The sequence below is a fragment of the Jiella pacifica genome (genome assembly GCF_010500815.1).
GTDB classification, from domain to species: domain Bacteria; phylum Pseudomonadota; class Alphaproteobacteria; order Rhizobiales; family Rhizobiaceae; genus Jiella; species Jiella pacifica.
Genome location: NZ_JAAAMG010000002.1, coordinates 357,699 through 376,890, shown reverse-complemented (window position 1 = coordinate 376,890; position 19,192 = coordinate 357,699). Strand labels below are relative to the sequence as shown.

Here is a 19,192-nt window from a genome sequence, read left to right as displayed (position 1 = left end):
TCTTCCCGACCACTGCAAATCCGCATCAGGCCTCCCCACCCTTACTCGCACCCTGCCGCCGGCTTCAATATCAAGGGCGCGGCTTTCCTCCGGTGGTTTGGCTTCGCGGGCGACCACGGCGGCATCGACGCCGAATTTGGTAAACTCGGCGGCATGCCAACACGCTATGGCCGGCGGCAGAGCCCGAACGGCCGCGGCGACGATTCGGGCGATCTCGGCGCCTCGGCTCACTGCGTCAGATCCCGCGCCACCCGCCGCATCACGCCGACGGCTGCGACGAGATCCTCGATCTCCATGTGTTCGTCGGGATTGTGCGAGCCGTTGCGGTTGCGCACGAAGATCATGCCGGTCGGAACACCTGCCTGGGCAAAGATCGCGGCGTCGTGGCCGGCGCCGCTGGGGATCGCCTCGGCCGGCAGACCCTCCGCGGAAGCCGCCTTGAGGATGGCATCGACCATCGCCGGATCGAGTTCGGCTGGATCGCTGCGCACGGCCTCGTCGAAGACGAACTTCACCCGCCGCTCGCGCTCGATGATTCGGCACTCGGATTTCAACAGTTCCTCGAACGCCCGCAAGGTGCCGCTGTCCTGGCTGCGCGCCTCGAAGCTGAAGGTGCATTCGCCGGGAATGCGCGACATGGCGTGACGGGCGGGATCGGTCTGGAAGATGCCGGCGGTCAGGACGAGATCGCCGCCATGCTGCTGGATGGTCGCCCAGTGATCGTCCATGCGCATGATCAGTTCGGACGTCGCGAACACCGCGTCGCGCCTCAGCCAGCGCGGCACCGCGCCGGAATGACCGGCCTGGCCGATGCACTGGACTTCCCGGTGGCGGACGTTGCCGCGGATCCCGGTGACGGCCGCGACGGGCCACTGACGCTCGACGAGGACCGGGCCCTGTTCGATGTGGAGTTCGAGGAAGAAGCGGATCTTCTCAGTGTCGACGAGCGGCTCGCCCGCCTCGATCCTCTCCATGGCGATGCCGGTCTCGCGCATGGCGTCGGCGAGCGTCCCCCGGCCGTCGCGGCGGCGGGTCGAGAGGGCCTTTTCGCCGAGCCGGCCGAACAGCGCCTGGGAGCCCATATAGGCGTTGCCGAACCAGGCGCTCTCCTCGCCCCGCAGGGCGAGGACGCGCAGCGGAACGCGCATCGGCGCGCCCTCCCGCACCAGCGCGATCAACGTCAAGAGCGCCGCGACGACGCCGGCGAGCCCGTCGAAATTGCCGCCCTGGGGAACCGAATCGACATGCGAACCGAAGTAGCCGCATGGCGCTTCCGGCGAGGTGTCGCCGGGCGCGGCGATCACCAGGTTTTCGCCCGTGTCCCGCCAGGTGCGAAGGCCGAACTCTCGGGCGAAGGTCTCCAGATAGTCGAGAGTCTCGGTCTCGACCGTGCTGTAGGCCGGCCGCGAGACGCCGAGGACGTCCGGCGACAGTGCCGCGACGTCGGCGAAGATCTTCTCGGCCAGACCCGCGAGGTCGGACAGGTCGGCGGTTTCGACGGGCCTTGCGCCAGCGGCGATGGGGGGCGTCAGGCTCACGCGATGGCTTCCCATTCCAGCGAGGCGTCGTGGGCCTCGGCGCTCAGCGTCCCGGTGAGATCGGCGATGCGATCGATCCCGTTCTGCCGGCAATAATCTTCCAGCCCGTCGATGACGGTGAGCATCGCGCCCGGATGGACGAAGGTGGCGGTGCCCACCTGAACGGCCCGGCAACCGACGATCAGATATTCGAGTGCGTCCGCGGCGGTCATGATGCCGCCGCAGCCGATCACCGGAATCTGGACGGCGCGCACGCACTGATACGCCATGCGCAGGATGATCGGCTTGATCGCCGGACCGGACAGCCCGCCCATGACCCTGCCGAGGCTGGCGCGGCGGGTGCGGATGTCGACGCTCATGGCAAGGATGGTGTTGGCGACGACCAGCGCGTCGGCGCCGCCTTCCTCCGCCGCCTGCGCCACGGCGGGGATCTCGCCGGTGTTGGGGGTCAGCTTCGCCCAGAGCGGCAGGTCGGTCGCCTGGCGCAGCTTGCGCATGACGGCGAGGGTGGTTTCGGGCCGCATGGCGAAGGCCCGTCCATCATCCTCGATGTTGGGGCAGGAAATGTTCACCTCGACCGCCGCGACGCCGGGAACGCTGACGCGCCGGCAGATGTCGGCGAAGCCGTCCGGCGTGTCGGCGGAGATCGAGACGACGAGCGGCACGTCGTAGTCTGCGTAAAGCGGGATCGTCTCGTCGATGAAGGCATCGACGCCCTTCGACGGGATGCCGATCGAGTTCAGCATGCCGCCAGGAACCTCGGAGACGCGCGGCGTCGGATTGCCCTGGCGCTTGCCGGGGGTGACGGTCTTGGTGACGAAGGCGCCGAGGCGCTGGAGCTCGATGATGTCGGCAAGCTCGGAGGCGAAGGTGCCGGAGGCCGGCATCACCGGATTGGCAAGACGGATCCCGCCGCAGTCGACCGACAGGTCTACCATTCGAGTGCCTCCAGGAGCGGGAAGACCGGGCCTTCGCTGCAGACCCGGCGGTGGACGATTTCGTCGCCCTGGCGGAACGGCCGGACGCAGCAGAAGCACATGCCGACGCCGCAGGCCATCTGCTGCTCCAGCGCGGCCTCGCCGAACAGGCCGAGGCGGCGGGCGACCCGCTGCGCCGCCAGCATCAGCCGGTTGGACCCGCAGACATAGAGAGCGCCGAGGCGGCCCTCGGCGTGCAGCCCGTGCAGCATGTCCTCGACGTTCTCGACCGCCGAAGTCCCCTGCGAATCGGTGACGGCGAGGACGTTGGCTCCGGCGTCGACGAACTCTGCCTCGGACATCACCAGCTCCGGCGTGCGGGCGCTGAGGATGGCGGTGACGGCGTGGCCGGCCTTGCGGGCGAAGGGCACCAGCGGCGCCATGGTGGCGAGGCCGACGCCGCGGCCGAGGAGGACGATCGGCGCGCCGTCTTCCGGCAGGGTGAAGCCGTTGCCGAGCGGACCGAAGAGGTTGATCGTGGCGTCGGGTTCGAGCTCCGCCATGGTGCGGGTCCCGGTGCCGGTCACCTTGTATAGGAAGGACAACTGCCCGGCGGCCGGATCGATGCGGTAGATGCTCATCGGCCGGCGGAAGAAGGGCTGCAGCGCGCCGCTGTGGGGGCAGAGGATCTGGAAGAACTGCCCGGGCCGCGCTTCGGCCGCGCCATCCGGGACTTCCACGGTCATCAGCCGGTACTCGGCGTTGACCGGCTCGTTGGAGACGATCCGGGCGTCGAACTCGCCGGCGCGCGGCGGCGCCAGGGGCGTCGGAGAGGGCAAAGGATGGGGCGTCGCTTGCATCGGTTTTTCCTCAGCCCAGAATGAGTTTCGGCAGGAAGGTCGACAGCTGGGGCACGTAGGTGACGACGAGGAGCGTCGCGATGTTGATCAGGACGAAGGGCCAGACACCCGCGATGATGGTCATCACCGGCTTGTCGAGGGTCGACGATGCCACGAAGATGTCGAGCCCGAAGGGCGGCGTGATCATGCCGATGCAGATGTTGAGGCAGACGATCAGGCCGAAATGGATGGGGTCGATGCCGAAGGTCATGGCGACGGGATAGAGCGCCGGCACCAGGAGGAGCAGGGCCGAGTTCGGGTCGATGAACATCCCGGCGAGGAGGAACAGGACGTTGACGATCAGAAGGAAGACCAGCCAGTTGGCGCCGATCGTCTGCATGAAGTCGATCACCAGCGCCGGGAACTGGCCGAGGGTGATGAAGTAGGAGACGAGGCTGCCCATGCCGAGGAGGATGAAGATCACCGAATTGGTGATCGCCGCCTGCCCGGCGACCCGGAAGAGGTCGCGCAAGCCGAGTTCGCGATAGACCACCGCCTCGACGAGGACGGCATAGACGACGCTGACCGCCGCCGCCTCGGTGGGGGTGAAGATGCCGCCATAGATGCCGCCGAGGATGATGACGGGCAGGCCGAGCGCCCATCCGGCGGCGCGGATCACCGCCAGCCGCTCGCCCCAGGGCATCGCCGGCGTGCCCTTGCGGTCGCTGAAGATGCTGTCGACGAAGACGTAGAGGCCGAAGGCCAGCGCCAGGAAGATGCCGATGACGAGGCCGCCGGCGAACAGCCCGGCGATCGAGGTTCCGGTCAGCCAGCCATAGATGATCAGCGTGATCGAGGGCGGGATGAGCAGCGCCGTCTCGGCCGAGGAGACGATCAGGCCGAGGGCGAAGCGCTCGCGGTAGCCGGCCTTGATCAGCTCCGGATACATGATCCGGCCAAGCGCCGCGACGGTGGCGGGAGCCGAACCGGAGACCGCGCCGAAGGCGGCGCAGCCGGCGATGGTGGTGTAGCCGATGCCGCCGGCGCGGTGGCCGAGGAAGGCCTTGACGAGGCTCGTAAGGTCGCGGGCGATGCGTCCGCTCGCCATCAGCTCGGCGGCGAAGATGAAGAAGGGAATGGCGAGCAGCGTCGACTGGTTGATGCCGGCGACGATCTTCTGGCCGACGACGATGTCGGGCAGGGCGCCGAAATAGCCGCTCTTGATCGCGAGGCCCGGCAGGCCGAGCACCAGGAACATCTCGAAGCCGAGGCCGAGAAGGACGAGGGCGAGGAGGAAGATGACGAGCGCGAGCATCAGTGGGCGTCCGCCGGGGTTGTGGCGGCCCATCGGTCGTAGACGCCGAAGAGGCTCGCGAGGTAACGGATGGCGAGAAGCGCGAACCCGACCGGCAGCGCCGCATAAAGGAGCGCCGTGGTGACGCCGAGCGTCGGGCTCGCCTGGCCGGAGCGCAGCACCAGGAGCGCGATGTCGGTGCCAAACCAGGCGATGAAGCCGCTGAAGCCGAGGCCGGCGACGTCGATCAGCTTGCACACGAGGCTCTGCGGCAGCTGCGGCAGGCGTTCGAGCAACGAGCCCATGGCGATATGGCGGCCGCGCTGGAGGGCGAGGCCGAGGCCGAGGAAGACCATCCATACCATCAGGTAGCGCGTCGCCTCGTCGACCCAGGCGATCTGGCGAAACAGATCGTCGGACAGGGCTCTGACCAGCACCGACCCGCTGAACAGCACGGTCATGACGATCATGATGCTGGCGAGCAGGAATTCTTCCACCCGCCCCAAGGTCTCGAGGACCGCCTTCATGCGGCATTTCCTTCAGACTTCAGGAAAGAAAAGGCCCGCCGCGCGGTGCACGGCGGGCGCGAAAAGGCCGGCGATTACTTTTCGCCGGTGACCTTCTGGTACTCGGCCTCGTAGGCGTCGACGATCGTCTTGCCGGCATCGCCGGCCTGGGCGAGATAGGCCTCGCGGGCCTTCGGATACATCTTCTCGCGCATCGTCTGGCGCTCCTCGTCGGTCAGCTCGCGCACGTTCATGCCGGCGTCCTTGAGGGTCTTGAGCGCCTTGTCCTGCGAGGCTTCCTTGATCGCCTCGACCTTCGGGCTGACGTCGTCGAAGGCCTCGACGATGATCGTCTGGTACTCGGCGGGAAGCGAGTTCCACCAGGCCGGGTTGAACAGGACGACGTCCTCGTTGGCGCCGTGGCCGGAGACGAGGAGGTTCTTCTGGACCTCGTTGTATTTCATCGTCGCGATCGTATCGAGGGCGTTCTCCTGGCCGTCGACCACGCCGGTCTGCAGCGCGGTATAGAGCTCGCCGAAGGGCAGCGGCACGGCGGAGGCGCCGACGGCGTTGAACTGAGCCATCAGCACCTGCGAGTCCATGACCCGAAAGCGCTGGCCGTCGAAGGCGTCGACGCTTTCCATCGGCTTGTTGGAGGTGAAGCTCTTGCGGCCGTTCGGCCAGATCGCCACCGCCTTGAAGCCGAGCGGCTCGAAGCTGTCGAGCACGGCATCGCCGAAGGGACCATCGCGCAGCTCGGACGCCTTTTTGCGGTCGGCCGGGTAGAGGAAGGGAACGTCGAGGATCGACACCGCCGGATTGAAGCCGGCGAGGAAGGCGGCGGGCGAAACCGTGCCCTCGATGACGCCGAGCTGGACGCCCTCGTTCATCTCACGCGCCTGACCGAGCTGTCCGGCCGGGTAGATGGTGAATTCGACCGCGCCCTTGGTCCGCTCCTTGACGAGGTCCGCGACCATTTCGAGGCCCTGGTGGCGCGCCTGCTGCGGCGACTCCAGATGGCCGATGCGCGCCGTGAATTCCTGCGCGGCGGCGGTGCCGGCCAAAAGCGTCGCCGCCAGTGCGACGACGCCGGCAATGCGAAAATGCGTCCCAATCATCGAAGAAGTACCCCTGCCCATGGTTGACGGAAGGCGTGAGAAGAGCCGCCCGGGGCGAGGGTGTCAAGCGGAAATCTCAAAAATGAGACGACTGGCCTTTGCCGTCGATGCCGTATCGACCGAGCAGGCCGTCGAGGAAGTCCGCCGCGGCGTCACCCTTCAGCGCTCCTTCCCACAATCTGCGCGCGATGTCCTCGTGCAGTCGCATCGGCTCCGGCGCCGAGGTGATCAGCGCGACGCCGATTCTCACGTTCGGCTGCTCGCCGAGTCGGAAGGGGCTTATCGCCAGCGTCGAGCGGTGGCGTTGGCGGAAGATCTGGAAGGTCGTCGCGGGCGTCGGCTCGAGCGCGATGCCGATCTGGACGCCCGGAGGCGGGCGGCGCAGCATGGTCGCGATCCGCTCGACCTCGCTGCGGGCGAGGTGCCGGCGCTCCGCCACGGTTTCCGGGGGCAGATCGTGGCGGCCGAGGGCGCCGTGCAGGAGAAAGCGCTCGAGGTCGGAGGAAGCGATCAGGCTGACGATCAGCGGTTGCCGTCGCTTGTACCAGCTCTTGCGCTGGCGCAGCACGGACATCAGCGCGTCCACCGACTGTCGGGCCGCCCCAAACGCATCCTCGCCGGGCGGGATCGCGTCCAGCATCACCTCCTGGAGCATCCCGTCATAGGCATCGGAGGTGAGAAGGTAGGAGACCGGACCGAACAGGCCGATGATCTGCTCGGCCTCTTCCTCGATCTGTCGCATGCGCTCGAAGAAGGCGATGGCGGTGTCGACATATTCGACGCCGACGCCGAGCAGGCTGGGCAGCGAGGTGCCGAGGACGTCGGCGATGCGCGTCAGCGTCTCGATCTTCGGGATCTCCCCTTTCTCGGCCCGGTAAAGCGCTGCCCGGGAAATGCCGAGGCTCGCGGCAACCGCTTCGGGCGTCAGCCCGCGGCCCATGCGAAAGGCGCGTAGCCGCGCGCCGATGTCGCTCAGCCGGATCGGCGCGTTCTCGCCGGTCTCGGACAGCATCTCGCCGACATCCTTGCGCCTCCACTGCGGCCACTCCGTACGGTTGCGGCCGCTCGGGTGCCGCGCTTCGCTTTCGAAGGAGTTCAGGTCGGAGCGTGTCACTCGAGGATCTCCCGAACGTTCGAGGGCGGCGCGACGAACCGCTTGGATGACGGATCTCTGCGACGAGGATTAATCCAGCTTCGCCCGAACCGGAACAGGCAAGCGTTCATCCCGTCTCGCAGCGCGAAATGGCATCGGCCGGTCGAAAATTCCAGAGAGCGCGGGCCGGCCGGCTCGCCTTCGCCGCCTGTGCACGCTTGGTCATCGCCCCAGCCGGAAGACGGCACTATGCTGATGTGGCGGCTTTGGTACGCTCGATCATATCTCAAAAATGAGATGCAGCCCATCGTCCTCTCCCGCCGTCACCGAAGTCCCTTGCAATCACCGAAGGGGCAAGGCGTGAAAGGGCCGCGCGGCGCTTGCCTCGGGGCCGAGCGCGGCGATGTGGCCTCGATCCGGATGCCGCCCGCACCGTCAGGCGGGAACGCTCGGCAAGCTTCGGATCGCTTCCAGGCTGCGCGCCATCTGCTCGGCAAATTTTGCCGCCGCGACCGGCAGGGCCCGCCCCTTCAACTGACAGACGACGAGCGGGCCGTGGGCGAGATCGCGGTCGCTGAGGACGCGGTAGACCAACTCGTCGTCCGGGTCCTCGCGCGGCGCGCCGATCTCGGCCTGGAAGGTCACGACTTCACCGGACAGGGCGAGATTGCGCAGCATCTCGAAGGAGTTGGACTGCAGCTGGACGTCGAAGCGGGTGGAGCTTCCCGCCAGGAGGTCGTCGATGATCGCGCGGGTGCCGAAGCCGCTGCTCGGCAGGGCGACCGGATAGGCGGCGCAGTCGCGCAGCCGCAGCTGGTCCTTTTCGGCCAGCGGATGGTCCCGGTGCATGATTGCGACGAGCCGCTGGCCGAGGACGAACAGGGGATGGATGTCGGGGCTGCGGTCCGGGCGAAAGACGATCGCGAGATCGCTCTCGAAGTCGCGGAGCATGCGCAGGGCGACGCCGTGATCCTGCACCTCGACGGAAAAGCGGACCTGCGGAAAGCGGCTGCGGAACTCGGAGATTTCCTGCGGCAGGAAGAACGGCACCAGGGCCTGGCTGCAGGCGATGCGGACGTTGCCGCGTCTGAGGCCGGACATGTCCTCGATCTGCGACTTCAGCCGCTCCAGATCGGCCGACTGGCCGCGGATCCACCGCACCATGCCTTCGCCGGCGGCCGTCAGGTGAATGCCCTGGGCGGTCCGCTCGAAGATCGGCGTGCCGAGGTCCTCCTCGACGTCGCGGATGCGTCGCTGCAGTGCCGAGGGCGTGATGTTCAGCTTTTCCGCGGCCTTGCGAAGCGAGCCGAGGCGGGCCGCCTCGTCGACATAGGTCCAGATCCGCATGTGACGCATGGCGCCGGCCTCCTCGTGTATACCTTCCGGCATCACGCTAGCAGTCAATCGGCGTTTGAGCTGCGCAGTCGGCGTCGCTAGGCTCGAACGATTCCCGGCAGGCCGACGGCGGCCGGCCCTTCCCTTTGCCGGCGGGTTTGACCCCCGGCCATTTTTCCCCGAGCAGGACCTGCATGAGCAAGCTGAAGATCACCGCCGGACCGTTCACCTTCGACGCCCGGCTCGAAACCGAGAAGGCGCCGAAGACCTGCGAGGCCTTCGCCAGGCTGCTCCTCTACGAGAGCAAGATCGTCCATGTCCGCTGGAGCGGCGAGGGCGTCTGGATTCCGCTCGGCGACCACGATTTCGGCCTCGGCTACGAGAATCACACCAGCTACCCGGCGCCCGGCCAGTTCATCCTCTATCCCGGCGGCATCAGCGAGACCGAGATCCTGCTCGCCTATGGCGGCGTCCACTTCGCCTCGAAGATGGGCCAGCTCGCGGGCAATCACTTCATCACCCTGACCTCGGGCCTTGAAAATCTTGCCGAACTCGGGCCGATGGTGCTGTGGCAGGGCGCCCAGGACATTCGCTTCGAACGGGCGGACTGACATCAGGCGCGCGGCGAACGGCGCGTCGCCGCCGCTCGCCCCTCCATCCGCGTCCCGTCGATGGCTGCCGCTCGACCCGCGCCGTTGCTCAGCAGCACGGCGCGTCGCGGAAGTGCCGGTGCATGGCCTTGCCGAGTTCCGGCAGCGCCTCGGCGAGCGGTCCGCCCGATTGCATTCCATGCCGGAAGCGCTCGACGAGCTCGCCTTGCAGGGCCGCGTGGTCGATGCCGGTCAGCCGCCCGTCCTTGACGATCGAGCGGCCGGCGACGATTAGCTCGGCGATGTGCCGCGCCCGGCCGTGGGCGAACAGCTGGTCGACCGGCGAGAGTTCGGCGACGAGGCGGTACTCGTCCAGCGCCGCCTCGTCGAGCAGGAGGACGTCGGCGGGCATGCCTGCCGAAAGGATGCCGCCCTCTGCCGATCCCGTGACGCTCGCACGGCCGTTGCGGGTCGCGATCCGCAGCATCCCCGGCTCCGAGATCGTTTCGTCGAAGCCCCAGCCGCGATGCAGTTCGAAGGCGAGGCGCATTTCGCTGAAGGCGTCGTCGTCCTCGTCGAAGCTGGTGCCGTCGAGGCCGAGTGCGACGTTGCATCCGGCAGCGAGCATAGAGGCGACGGGTGCGATGCCCGATTTCAGCGCGAGGTTGGAATGGGTATTGACGGCGATCGTCGCGCCGGACTCGGCGATCAGCTCGAGTTCGTCCGGTCGGGCATGGGTGCAGTGCGCCAGCGTCAGCCGCAGACCGAGCAGCCCGATCTCCTTCAGGAAGCGTATCATGCCGTCAGGGAACTCCCGGTCGGCCCAGTCCCGCTGGTAGCCGGTTTCGAGGCAGTGCATGTGGACGCGGCGTCCGGTCTCGGCAGAAGCCCGGGCGACGGCTTCGAGAAGCTCGGGCGTGCACCACTGGACGCCCGTCGGCCCGTACTGGACGTCGACGAGATCACATCCGGCCGCCTCGGCGACCTCGTCGACAAGCCTGATCTGGTCGGTCGGGGAAAGCGGCGGCTTCGACAGCCGCTGCTCGATGGTCCGACGCCCCTGCTCGGGCATCAGTGAAAGCACCGCCTCCGACGGGCCGTAGACCAGCGGGTTGCGGTCCTTCAGCGCGACCGCGAAGCCGATCCGCACGCCGACGTCCCGTGCCGCCCGCGCGACTTCGGCCGCTTCCTGCGGCAGGGCGGTGAACCCGTTCGTCCGGGTATAGTGGACCATCACCGCGCCGCAGCCGCCGAGGGCGCTGCGCCCGAGCGAGGCCGTCGCCGCGAGATAGGGATCGACCGCCGGTAGCAGCGCCAGATACTGCAGCCACAATTCCAGAGGGATGCCGAGGGCGCCGAAGGCGCTCGACCGGATCGGCCGGGCGTGATCGTGAGCGTTGACGAGCGCGGGCATGGCGAACAGCCTTGGCTCTCGTCCCGGTGCTTGCGTCGACGCGTCGGTGATCGCGGCGATACGCCCGTCCACGAGGCTGATGGCGCGGCCGCGGCGGAGGCGGTAGTCCTCGCCCTCGGCGGCCGAGGCGCAGAGGATCGTCCGTTCGGTCATGGTGCCCGCTGTCCCTCGATGCTGGTCTCTGCCATGTCGCTTGCTCCGATCGCCTCAGCCCATGGCCAGTTCGGCCTTGCGGTTGGCCCAGCCGGTGACCCGTTTCTCGATCGCGGCGAAGATCAGATAGAGGCCGATTCCCATGGCGGCGAGGATGAACAGGCCGGCGAAGGTCAGCGGCACGTTGAAGTTGGCCGAGGCGATCAGCATCATGTTGCCGATGCCGCGATTGCCGGCGACCGTCTCGGCGATGACCGAACCGACGAAGGCGAGGGTCACCGCAACCTTCAGCGAGGCGAAGAAATAGGGCATCGCCCGCGGCAGACCGACATTGAAAAGAATGTCGGTGCGGCTCGCCCGCAGCGTCCGCAGAACGTCTTCCAGTTCCGGCTCCGTCGTGGCGAGGCCGGTGGCGACATTGACCACCACCGGGAAGATCGAGATCACCACGGCCGTCAGCACGGCCGGCACAGTCCCGGCCCCGAACCACAGGACGAAGATCGGCACCACCGCTACCTTCGGGATGGAGGACAGCCCGACGAGCAGCGGGAAGGCGACGTTGTAGGCGACGCGCGAGGAGCCGATGATCATGCCGATCACCACCCCGATCCCGACCCCGAGCGCGAAGCCGACCAGCGTCGTATAGAGCGTCTGGACGGTGTGCGGCACCAGCGCCGGCCAGCGCTCGATCAGCGTCATGAGGATCTGCGAGGGCCGCGGCAGCACGATCTCGCTGATGCCGAAGGCAATGCAGGCGAGTTCCCAGACAAGGAAGAAGCCGACGATCAGCGCCGTGGAGGCGAAGCGTTCCGTGTTCTTCATGCGGCAGCTCCCGCCGGGACGGCGCCGGGTCCCGCCGCGCGGGCCTCGAAGATCAGCGAGCGCAGACGGTGGTTGAGTTCGACGAAATCGGGGCGGAAGGTGGTCTCGATCGACCGAGGCCGCGCGTAGTCGACCCTTTCGTCGACGATGATCCGGCCGGGACGGGCGCTCATCACCACGATCCGGTTGGCGAGATAGGCGCTTTCCCTGAGGTCGTGGGTGACGAGCAGCACCGTCGGCTTCTGCTCCATCCACAGCGCCTGCAGTACGTCCCACAGCTCTTCGCGGGTAAACTGGTCGAGGGCGCCGAAGGGTTCGTCGAGAAGCAGCAGCGTCGGCTCGTGGACGAGCGCGCGGCAGAGCGAGGCGCGTTGCTGCATGCCGCCGGAGAGTTGCCAGGGATAGTGGCCGGCGAAACCGCTAAGGCCAACCTTGGCGAGCAGCGCCTCGGCGCGGTCGCGATATTCGCCGTTCTTCTTGCGCCGCCAGTCGCGCCGGAACGGCTGGGAGATCTTCAAGGGCAGCATGACGTTGTCGCGGATCGACAGCCAGGGCAGCAGCGTCGGGTTCTGGAAGGCCATGCCGATGCGGATGGCGACGGCGCCGATCTCGCGGCCCACGACGAAGACGTGCCCCTCGCTCGGCGAGAGCAGCTGCGCGACGATCTTGAGGATCGTCGACTTGCCGCAGCCGGACGGTCCGACGAGCGCGACGAAATCGCCGTTCGGCACGTCAAGCGAGGTGCGAGACAGCGCCTGCACCTCGCGCTCGCCCCGGCCATAGGTGAGCGAGACGTCCTCGATCTGGATCAGCGGCCGCGACAGGCTTTCCGTGGGTGCTATCGCCCCCGGCGGCGAGGGGATGGCGGTTCGCTCGGCAGCCATGGTCATCGGGCACCCTCCGGACCGAAGCGTCCCGCGGCCGGCCGCGTCACCGCTTCCATGGTTAGGTCGACGTTGCGCGGGGCGGGCGGCGGCATCTTCTGCTTGGCCGAAACGTTGCGGCCCCAGCCGGCGGCGTCTTCCACCAGCTTGCGGTCGCGCATGACGAAGCGGCCGCGCACCAGCGTGTGGATCGGAGCGCCGACCGTCTCCATGCCTTCGAACGGGTTGATCCGGGAGCGCGAATGCAGCCCCGCCGCGCGGATCGTCTCGCGCCGCGACAGATCGACGATGGCGATGTCGGCGTCGCTGCCGGGCAGGAGCGTTCCCTTCCGGGGATAGAGCCCGAAGCTGCGCGCCGGCGCGGCGCTCGACAGACGCACATAGTCCTGCAGGCTCAGCCGACCCCGATGAACTTCCGTCAGCATCAGCGGCATCTGTGTTTCGACCCCCGGAAAACCGCAGTCGGCCTGCCAGATGTCGGCATTGACCTTCTCGGCCTCGGTATGGGGCGCGTGGTCGGTGGCGATCATGTCGATCGTGCCGTCGGCGATGCCTTCCCACAGCGCCAACTGATGGGCGCGCTCGCGCACCGGCGGATTGACCCGGACGATCGAGCCGTGCCGCTCATAGGCGGTCTCGTCGAGGAGGAGGTAGTGCGGGCAGGTCTCGCCGGTGATGTCGACGCCGCGCGCCCTCGCTTCGCGCAAGGGGCGCAACTCGTCGCCGGAGGAAATGTGCAGGATATGGATGCGCGCACCCGTCCATTCCGCCAGCACCGCCGCGCGGGACACCGCTTCCACCGCGACCAGGGGCGGGCGGGCCTGGAGATGGGCGATGGCATCGTGTCGGCCGGCCTCGGTCAGCCGCCGCTGCCGCCACTTGTTGATCGAGGCGGTTTCGGCGTGGAGCGAGACGCGGATGCCGTGTTTCGCGACGATCTCGAAGCCTTCCAGCATTGCTCCGGTGGAGGGTGAGGGCAGGTTGCCGAAGGTGTTGCCCATGTAGCATTTGAACGCGGCGACGCCGCCGTCGATCAGCGCCTCGATCTGATCGAGGTTTTCGTCGCCGAGGAGACCGTAGAGGCCGAAATCCACCATCGCCTTTTCGGCGGCCTGCTGCTTGATGCGCAGGCCCTCGGGGGTCGAGGTCGGGGGAATGACGTTCGGCATCTCGAAGACGGTGGTGACGCCCCCCATCGCCGCGGCGGCGGTTCCCGTTCCGAAGTCTTCCTTGTGGGTGTAGCCGGGATCGCGGAAATGCACGTGCACGTCGATCGCGCCGGGCAGGATGTGCAGGCCTTCCGCCCGCAGCGTCTGGCGCGTCGGCGGCATGGCCGCCTCGTCGCCGACGGCCAGGATCTTGCCGTCGAGGATGGCGATCGATGCCGGGACGGTGGCATCCTCGCGCACCAGCGTTCCGCCGGCGATGACGAGGTCGGCGACGAGGGCGCCGCCTGCATGGATGTCTGTGGTTGTCATAGCTGGGCCCATCCTCCGTCGACCGGCAGATCGGTGCCGGTGATCTGGCGCGAGACGTCGCTGGCGAGGAAGAGACAGGCACACGCCACGTCTTCGCCGGTCGAAACCCGGCGCATGGCGTAGTCCTCGGCGTGGCGCTCGGCGGCCTCCGCCTCGGAGATGCCGAGGCGTCGGGCCATTTCCGGCACCACCTTGCCACGAAACCGCCCGCCGTCGACCATGCCGGGCGCGACGTAATTCACGTTGACGTTGTACGGCCCGGCCTCCAGCGCGAAGCTCTTGGTGATGCCGCGCAGGCCCCACTTCGAGGCCGAATAGGCCATTCGTCCCGCCCGGCCGCGCATGCCGAAGGTGCCGCCGACATTGACGATCTTGCCGTAGCGCTGTTCGATCATCACCGGCATCACCGCCCGCATGGTGTTGAAGCAGCCGGCCATGTTGACCTCGATGATGTCGTCGAACTCCTCGCGTGTCGTCTCCCAGCCGGTCTTGCCGATCGGCCCGGAGCCGCCGGCGACGTTGACGAGGATGTCGACGCGGCCGAAGCGGGCCTTCGCCTGTGCCACCAGATCGTCGCACCGGCCGTCGTCGGAAACGTCGCAAGCGACGACCTCGACCGCACGTCCGGCCTGCCGGACTTCTTCGGCGACCGCTTCGATTGCCGCGACGTCCCGCCCCGCGAGAACGAGGTTGCAACCCTCGGAGGCGAAGGCGCGGGTGACGGCCGCGCCCATTCCCTTGGCCGGACCGGTGATGATCGCCGTCCGGCCTTGCATGTTCAGTTCCATCGGTCGTGCTCTCAGTCGACGATCTTGGTCGGGCGCTCGCTGAGCGGCGGCAGGAAGCGATCGGTGAAGATCTCGGAGACCTCCGGCGCCCGCGGCAGGTCGCGCGCCTTGACCAGGATGTCGATCGCGCGCTTCAGCCGCGCCTCGTCGACGGCACCGAGGCCGATCGTCTCCGCTTCCGGGTTGCTCATCTCCATCTTCAGCGTCGCCACGGTCCGCTCGGCCTCGACATCGGCGTTGAGCAGCGGCTCGCGGTCCATGACGTACTTCACCGAGCCGTTCGGGTCGGCGATCATGTCCTTGACGCCGCGGTTGATGGCGCGCAGCAGTCCCTCGACGGCTTCCGGATGGTCCTTCGCCAAGGCCTTGGAGACGACGACGGCGTTGGAATAGAGGTCCATGCCGTAGTTGCCGTAATTGATGAAACGGAAGTCCTCGTCCGGATTCATCCCGGCGCTCTTGGCGCTGAAGGCGATGGTATTGACGTAGCCGAACACGCCGTCGACCTGGCCGCGCGCCAGCATCTGCTCGCGCAGGTTCGCCTGCATGTTAGTGATCTCGACCTTCGATGGGTCGATGCCGGTGATCTCGGCGAAGGCCGGGAAGAGCTGCAGCGCGCCGTCGCTGGCCGGCCCGCCGATGGTCTTGCCTTCGAGGTCCTTCGGCTCGCGGATGTCGCTGTCGGCCTTCACGGCGATGGTGAAGGGCGGATTGTTGAACATGACATAGACGGCGATCGGCGCTTCGTCGGGTTTGTCGGCGGCAAGCGCGATCAGCGCGTTGATGTCGCCGAAGCCGGCGTCGTAGGCCCCGCTCGCCACCTTGGTGATCGCCGCGGCCGAGCCTTCGCCCTGGTCGATGGTGACGTCGAGGCCTTCCTCGGCGAAGTAGCCCTTGTCCTTGGCCATGAAGAACGCCGACTGCGGTCCCTGGTATTTCCAGTTCAGGACGAAGTCGATGTGGGTTTCCTCGGCAAGGGCCGGCGTGGCCGACAGGCCGGCGGTCAGCATCGCGGCCGAGAGCCAGGAGAGCGTCGCGTGTCGCATGGAGCGTCCTTCTAAGTATGGAGGGATGGGAATGGCTGAGACTTCAGGGGAAGGGCGTCAGGGCTTCGACGATGTGATCCCGGCGGATCACGAACCCATGCAGTTCCTCGATGAGCCAGGTGATCGCCCGGCTGATCTCGGGCGGCGAGACGGTGGTGCAGGCATCCTCCACGAGCAGGCAGTCGTAGCCGCGCGCGCCGGCATCGGTGAGGGTCTCGAAGACGCAGCGATCGATGTTGATGCCGGCGAACAGCAGCGTCGTGACGCCGAGATTGCGCAGGACACTGTCGAGCCGGGTCTCGTGGAAGCCGGAAAAGCGCTGCTTCGGCACCACGAGGTCGGTTGCCTCCGGCGCCAGTTCATCGGCGACGGCGGCACCCCAGCTGCCTTCGCGCAGAGCTCCCGGCTCGCCGTAGCCGGTGGCATCGGCTTTTCGCTTGCCCCGGAAGAGCACGTTGGCCGGCAGCCCGTCGGCGCCATGGCCGACGCCCCAGTTCACCCAGACCACGGGAATGCTCGCGGCGCGGCAGCTGGCGGACAGATCGCGGATGGCCGGGACGACGGTCGAGAGTGGGGAGATGTCGACGCCCCGCCCGGCGAACCAGCCGTCCGGGTGCAGGAAGTCGTTCTGCATGTCGACGACGAGGAGCGCCGTCCGCGCCAAGTCGATCTCGACGTCCAGCGGGCGGGCCGGGATGCGGACGGGCCGGCTTGCGGGCTGCGGCCGAACGGTGCCTACCATGTCGGTGCCGATCGTCCAGCGCTGACCGGGCAGGTGCCCGAGCGTGTAGCCGCCGATGTCGTCCTTGCCGCTCATGAATTGCCTCCGACGCAATGATCGACCGGAGGCTAGCAGGGGGAGGTGATGCGCTGAAATGCCGTCTTGGAACTACGGCGTTGCCGAAAAGTATGTCACCCCAGAAGGCGCGTCAGCGAGGCCGATCCCATGGACGTGCCGATGCGCGGCGAGGAACCACCGGGGCCATCACCGAGAAAGACGACTTCATGGGGAAAGGGAGCAGGGGCCTGAGCTGACCCGGCCCGTCGCCGGGCTGCCCACGCAGGGCGGCGATCTCCGCGAATTCTTGCTCGCGGCTTTAATCTCGACCCGGCCGAGTACGGTCGGGCATCCGAGGCAGGGGACGAAGGCCCCAATTTTTCAAGCCATGGCGCCGGCATCTTGTGGATGCGGCCGGCCCCGTCGTCAGTACAGCGTCACCTTGTAGCGCTCCGCGAGATTGCGGTCGATGTCGGCGGCCGGCTCGTCCAGCGCGATCTGGTCCTTCAGCATCGCGCCAAAGGACGGGAAGCTGCTGCGGTCGATGAAGGTCGAGGGATCCCAAAGGCCGGACCGCATGAAGGCTTTGGCGCAGTGCAGATAGACCTCCTCGACATGAACGACGAGGACGCTGATCGGCAGCTTGCCCTGGTATTCGAACATCGCCAGCAGATCGGCATCGATGCGCAGCTCGGCCCGCCCGTTGATGCGCAGCGTCTCGTTCATGCCGGGAACGAGGAAGATGAGGCCGACCTGCGGGTTGCCGAGGATGTTCTCGAAGGTGTCGAGCCGGTTGTTACCCGGCCGATCGGGAATCGCGATCGTCTTGTCGTCGAGGGCATGGACGAAGCCGGGCTGGTCGCCCTTCGGGCTGACGTCGGCGCGCCCGCCGGGCGCGCTGGAGCCGATCAGCAGGAAGGGGCTGATCGCCAGGAATGCCTTGGCGTGCTTGTCGAGAGCCTTCATTTCCTTCTGGATGGAGCGCTCGAGCGCCGGCTTGTAGACCGAACGCAGTTCCTCGACGGTGCGGATGGTGCTCATGATCTCGATCCTTCAACATTGCCCCGAGTGGTGACCGTCCGAGGTTCGGCGGTGCCGTGCCGAAATCCCGTCGGCGCCGGTGTCACGACTTTTGTTCGGTGCCGCACCATTCGGCGATGAACAGCGCCATCGCGCCGCTGATCCGCTTCACCGAGGAAAGGCTGACGCATTCGTCGAAACCGTGGACGTTGCGCGAGACCGGGCCGTAGCAGAGCGCCGGGATCCGGTCGTAGAGCGCGTAGACGCGGGTATCGAGGTACCCCGGCGTGGTGAAGCTCTTCAGCGGTTCGCCGACGGCGGCGACGTGGGCGCGTTCGAGAACCGCCTCGGCGTCCGAGCCGGGCTCGAGCGCATAGCCTTCAGCATGGAACCCGTTGAAGGTCACCTGCGGCGGGTGGTTCGAGAGATACGGATCGCCGTGGGCGAAGGCCGCGATCCAGCCACGGATGTCCTCGGCCGCGGAAGCGGCGCTGGTCCCCGGATAGATCGCGATGCGGCAGTCGATACGGCACCAGCAGGGTACCGAGGAGGCCCAGTCGCCGCCTTCGATCTTGCCGATGTTCAGATTGATCGGGTGAGCCAGATCGTCGAAATAGGGATGCTCGTGCCGGCGCGCATTCCACGCCTCCTCGAGCTCCCGCAGCGCCGCGATCAGCCGGTAGGTCGCGTCGATCGCGTTCGTGCCGGTCTCCATCTCGCGGACATGGACCGGAAGGCCGCTGACCTCGACCTGGAACCACAGGACACCGGTGTTGGCGCGCACCAGCATCTCGTCTTCCGGCTCGGGAATGAGCACGGCGTCGGCCTGATAGCCGCGAAGATGGGCCATCAGTGCGCCATTGCCGGTGGACTCCTCCTCGACGACCGACTGGATGGTGACGGTGGCAGCTGGCTGCAGGCCGATCCGTGTGAGCGCGTCCATGGCGAAGACGTTGGCCGCCGCGCCCGCCTTCATGTCGGCGGCGCCGCGTCCGAACATCCAATCGCCCGCAATCCGCGGCTCGAAAGGCGGGCTTTCCCACATGCCGGCAGGCCCGGCCGGGACCACGTCGAGATGCGACTGCAGGATCAGCGAGCGGCCTTTCTCCTCGCGCGGACGATGGATCCCGACGACGATGGGCGCGTCGGAGTGCTCATCGGACCAGGGCGAGCCGCCCGGATGGCGAAGGATCGCGTCGCGGTCCATGGCGAACCGGTCGAGCGCATAGCCGCGCTTTTTGTATTCGCGGAAGACGAAATCCTGGATGGCGTGTTCGCCGCCGCGCGTCGATGGGAAGGACACGAGCTTCTGGGTGAAAGCAATCTGCTCTTCGAAGCCCGCTTCGACCGAATCGAGGATATCCTGGCGAAGTTTGGGATCGAGAGACATGGGCCTGGAACTCGCAACAAGAGGCAAGGGGAAAGCAAGGTCGAAACCCTCACCCCCTTGAATAGGCAGGCGATCCGCCACCCGTCAACGATCGGTCAGGCGATCGAGGGCAAAAAATCGCCAGCCAACTTTATTGATCAAGGACTGTGCGTTTTGTGGCTCGCCAGACTTGCTTACGATCCATCCGCC

The 19,192-nt window shown here is 67.3% G+C and carries 18 protein-coding genes; 1 reads left to right on the top strand and 17 read right to left on the bottom strand.

Annotated features, from left to right (window positions below; all coding sequences use genetic code 11):
- Positions 1-227: 227 nt before the first annotated feature.
- From GTK09_RS04435 to GTK09_RS04400, 8 genes are all read right to left on the bottom strand, one after another.
- The gene (locus GTK09_RS04435) at positions 228-1,538 is read right to left on the bottom strand and encodes a hydantoinase/carbamoylase family amidase (protein ID WP_312869617.1); all 1,311 of its coding nucleotides are present in this window, start codon (positions 1,536-1,538) and stop codon (positions 228-230) included.
- Positions 1,535-2,476 (bottom strand): dihydroorotate dehydrogenase, encoded by a 942-nt coding sequence (locus GTK09_RS04430; RefSeq protein WP_163461272.1) that lies wholly within the window; start codon positions 2,474-2,476, stop codon positions 1,535-1,537. The genes GTK09_RS04435 and GTK09_RS04430 overlap by 4 nt, the downstream gene beginning before the upstream one ends.
- The gene (locus GTK09_RS04425) at positions 2,470-3,315 is read right to left on the bottom strand and encodes a dihydroorotate dehydrogenase electron transfer subunit (RefSeq protein ID WP_163461271.1); all 846 of its coding nucleotides are present in this window, start codon (positions 3,313-3,315) and stop codon (positions 2,470-2,472) included. The genes GTK09_RS04430 and GTK09_RS04425 overlap by 7 nt, the downstream gene beginning before the upstream one ends.
- 10 nt (positions 3,316-3,325) lie before the next feature.
- Positions 3,326-4,609: a TRAP transporter large permease gene (locus tag GTK09_RS04420; RefSeq protein ID WP_163461270.1), complete on the bottom strand. Its 1,284-nt coding sequence runs from the start codon at positions 4,607-4,609 to the stop codon at positions 3,326-3,328.
- Positions 4,609-5,115, bottom strand: coding sequence for a TRAP transporter small permease (locus GTK09_RS04415; RefSeq protein WP_163461269.1), 507 nt, complete (start codon positions 5,113-5,115; stop codon positions 4,609-4,611). Before GTK09_RS04415 ends, GTK09_RS04420 begins: the two co-directional genes overlap by 1 nt.
- A gap of 74 nt (positions 5,116-5,189) precedes the next feature.
- Positions 5,190-6,212, bottom strand: a complete 1,023-nt coding sequence (locus GTK09_RS04410; protein ID WP_163461268.1) for a TRAP transporter substrate-binding protein — start codon at positions 6,210-6,212, stop codon at positions 5,190-5,192.
- Positions 6,213-6,288: 76 nt separating this feature from the next.
- Positions 6,289-7,326: a helix-turn-helix domain-containing protein gene (locus tag GTK09_RS04405; protein ID WP_312869616.1), complete on the bottom strand. Its 1,038-nt coding sequence runs from the start codon at positions 7,324-7,326 to the stop codon at positions 6,289-6,291.
- 414 nt (positions 7,327-7,740) lie between these two features.
- Positions 7,741-8,661 (bottom strand): LysR family transcriptional regulator, encoded by a 921-nt coding sequence (locus GTK09_RS04400; protein ID WP_163461267.1) that lies wholly within the window; start codon positions 8,659-8,661, stop codon positions 7,741-7,743.
- A 173-nt stretch (positions 8,662-8,834) separates the two neighbouring features.
- Between GTK09_RS04400 and GTK09_RS04395 the strand changes: the two genes are divergently transcribed.
- Positions 8,835-9,251 (top strand): DUF3830 family protein, encoded by a 417-nt coding sequence (locus GTK09_RS04395; RefSeq protein ID WP_163461266.1) that lies wholly within the window; start codon positions 8,835-8,837, stop codon positions 9,249-9,251.
- An 88-nt stretch (positions 9,252-9,339) separates the two neighbouring features.
- Here the strand turns inward: GTK09_RS04395 and GTK09_RS04390 are convergent, their stop codons facing one another.
- The 9 genes from GTK09_RS04390 to GTK09_RS04350 all read right to left on the bottom strand — a co-directional run bounded on the left by GTK09_RS04390 (position 9,340) and on the right by GTK09_RS04350 (position 19,003).
- Positions 9,340-10,797, bottom strand: a complete 1,458-nt coding sequence (locus tag GTK09_RS04390) for an amidohydrolase family protein (RefSeq protein ID WP_163461265.1) — start codon at positions 10,795-10,797, stop codon at positions 9,340-9,342.
- A 54-nt stretch (positions 10,798-10,851) separates the two neighbouring features.
- Positions 10,852-11,619 (bottom strand): ABC transporter permease, encoded by a 768-nt coding sequence (locus tag GTK09_RS04385; protein WP_163461264.1) that lies wholly within the window; start codon positions 11,617-11,619, stop codon positions 10,852-10,854.
- Positions 11,616-12,509, bottom strand: coding sequence for an ABC transporter ATP-binding protein (locus GTK09_RS04380; protein ID WP_376767944.1), 894 nt, complete (start codon positions 12,507-12,509; stop codon positions 11,616-11,618). Before GTK09_RS04380 ends, GTK09_RS04385 begins: the two co-directional genes overlap by 4 nt.
- Positions 12,506-13,981, bottom strand: a complete 1,476-nt coding sequence (allB, locus tag GTK09_RS04375) for an allantoinase AllB (RefSeq protein ID WP_163461263.1) — start codon at positions 13,979-13,981, stop codon at positions 12,506-12,508. The genes GTK09_RS04380 and allB overlap by 4 nt, the downstream gene beginning before the upstream one ends.
- A complete protein-coding gene (locus GTK09_RS04370; RefSeq protein ID WP_163461262.1) occupies positions 13,978-14,769 on the bottom strand; it encodes an SDR family NAD(P)-dependent oxidoreductase in 792 nt (263 codons plus the stop codon). The genes allB and GTK09_RS04370 overlap by 4 nt, the downstream gene beginning before the upstream one ends.
- Positions 14,770-14,780: 11 nt before the next feature.
- A complete protein-coding gene (locus GTK09_RS04365) occupies positions 14,781-15,815 on the bottom strand; it encodes an ABC transporter substrate-binding protein (protein WP_163461261.1) in 1,035 nt (344 codons plus the stop codon).
- A 43-nt stretch (positions 15,816-15,858) separates the two neighbouring features.
- On the bottom strand, positions 15,859-16,632 hold the full coding sequence (locus GTK09_RS04360) for a cysteine hydrolase family protein (protein ID WP_163461260.1): 774 nt from the start codon (positions 16,630-16,632) through the stop codon (positions 15,859-15,861).
- Positions 16,633-17,019: 387 nt separating this feature from the next.
- Entirely contained in the window at positions 17,020-17,634 is a 615-nt protein-coding gene (locus GTK09_RS04355; RefSeq protein ID WP_163461259.1) for a pyridoxamine 5'-phosphate oxidase family protein, read from the bottom strand.
- 82 nt (positions 17,635-17,716) lie between these two features.
- Entirely contained in the window at positions 17,717-19,003 is a 1,287-nt protein-coding gene (locus tag GTK09_RS04350; RefSeq protein ID WP_163461258.1) for an ArgE/DapE family deacylase, read from the bottom strand.
- Positions 19,004-19,192: the final 189 nt, after the last annotated feature.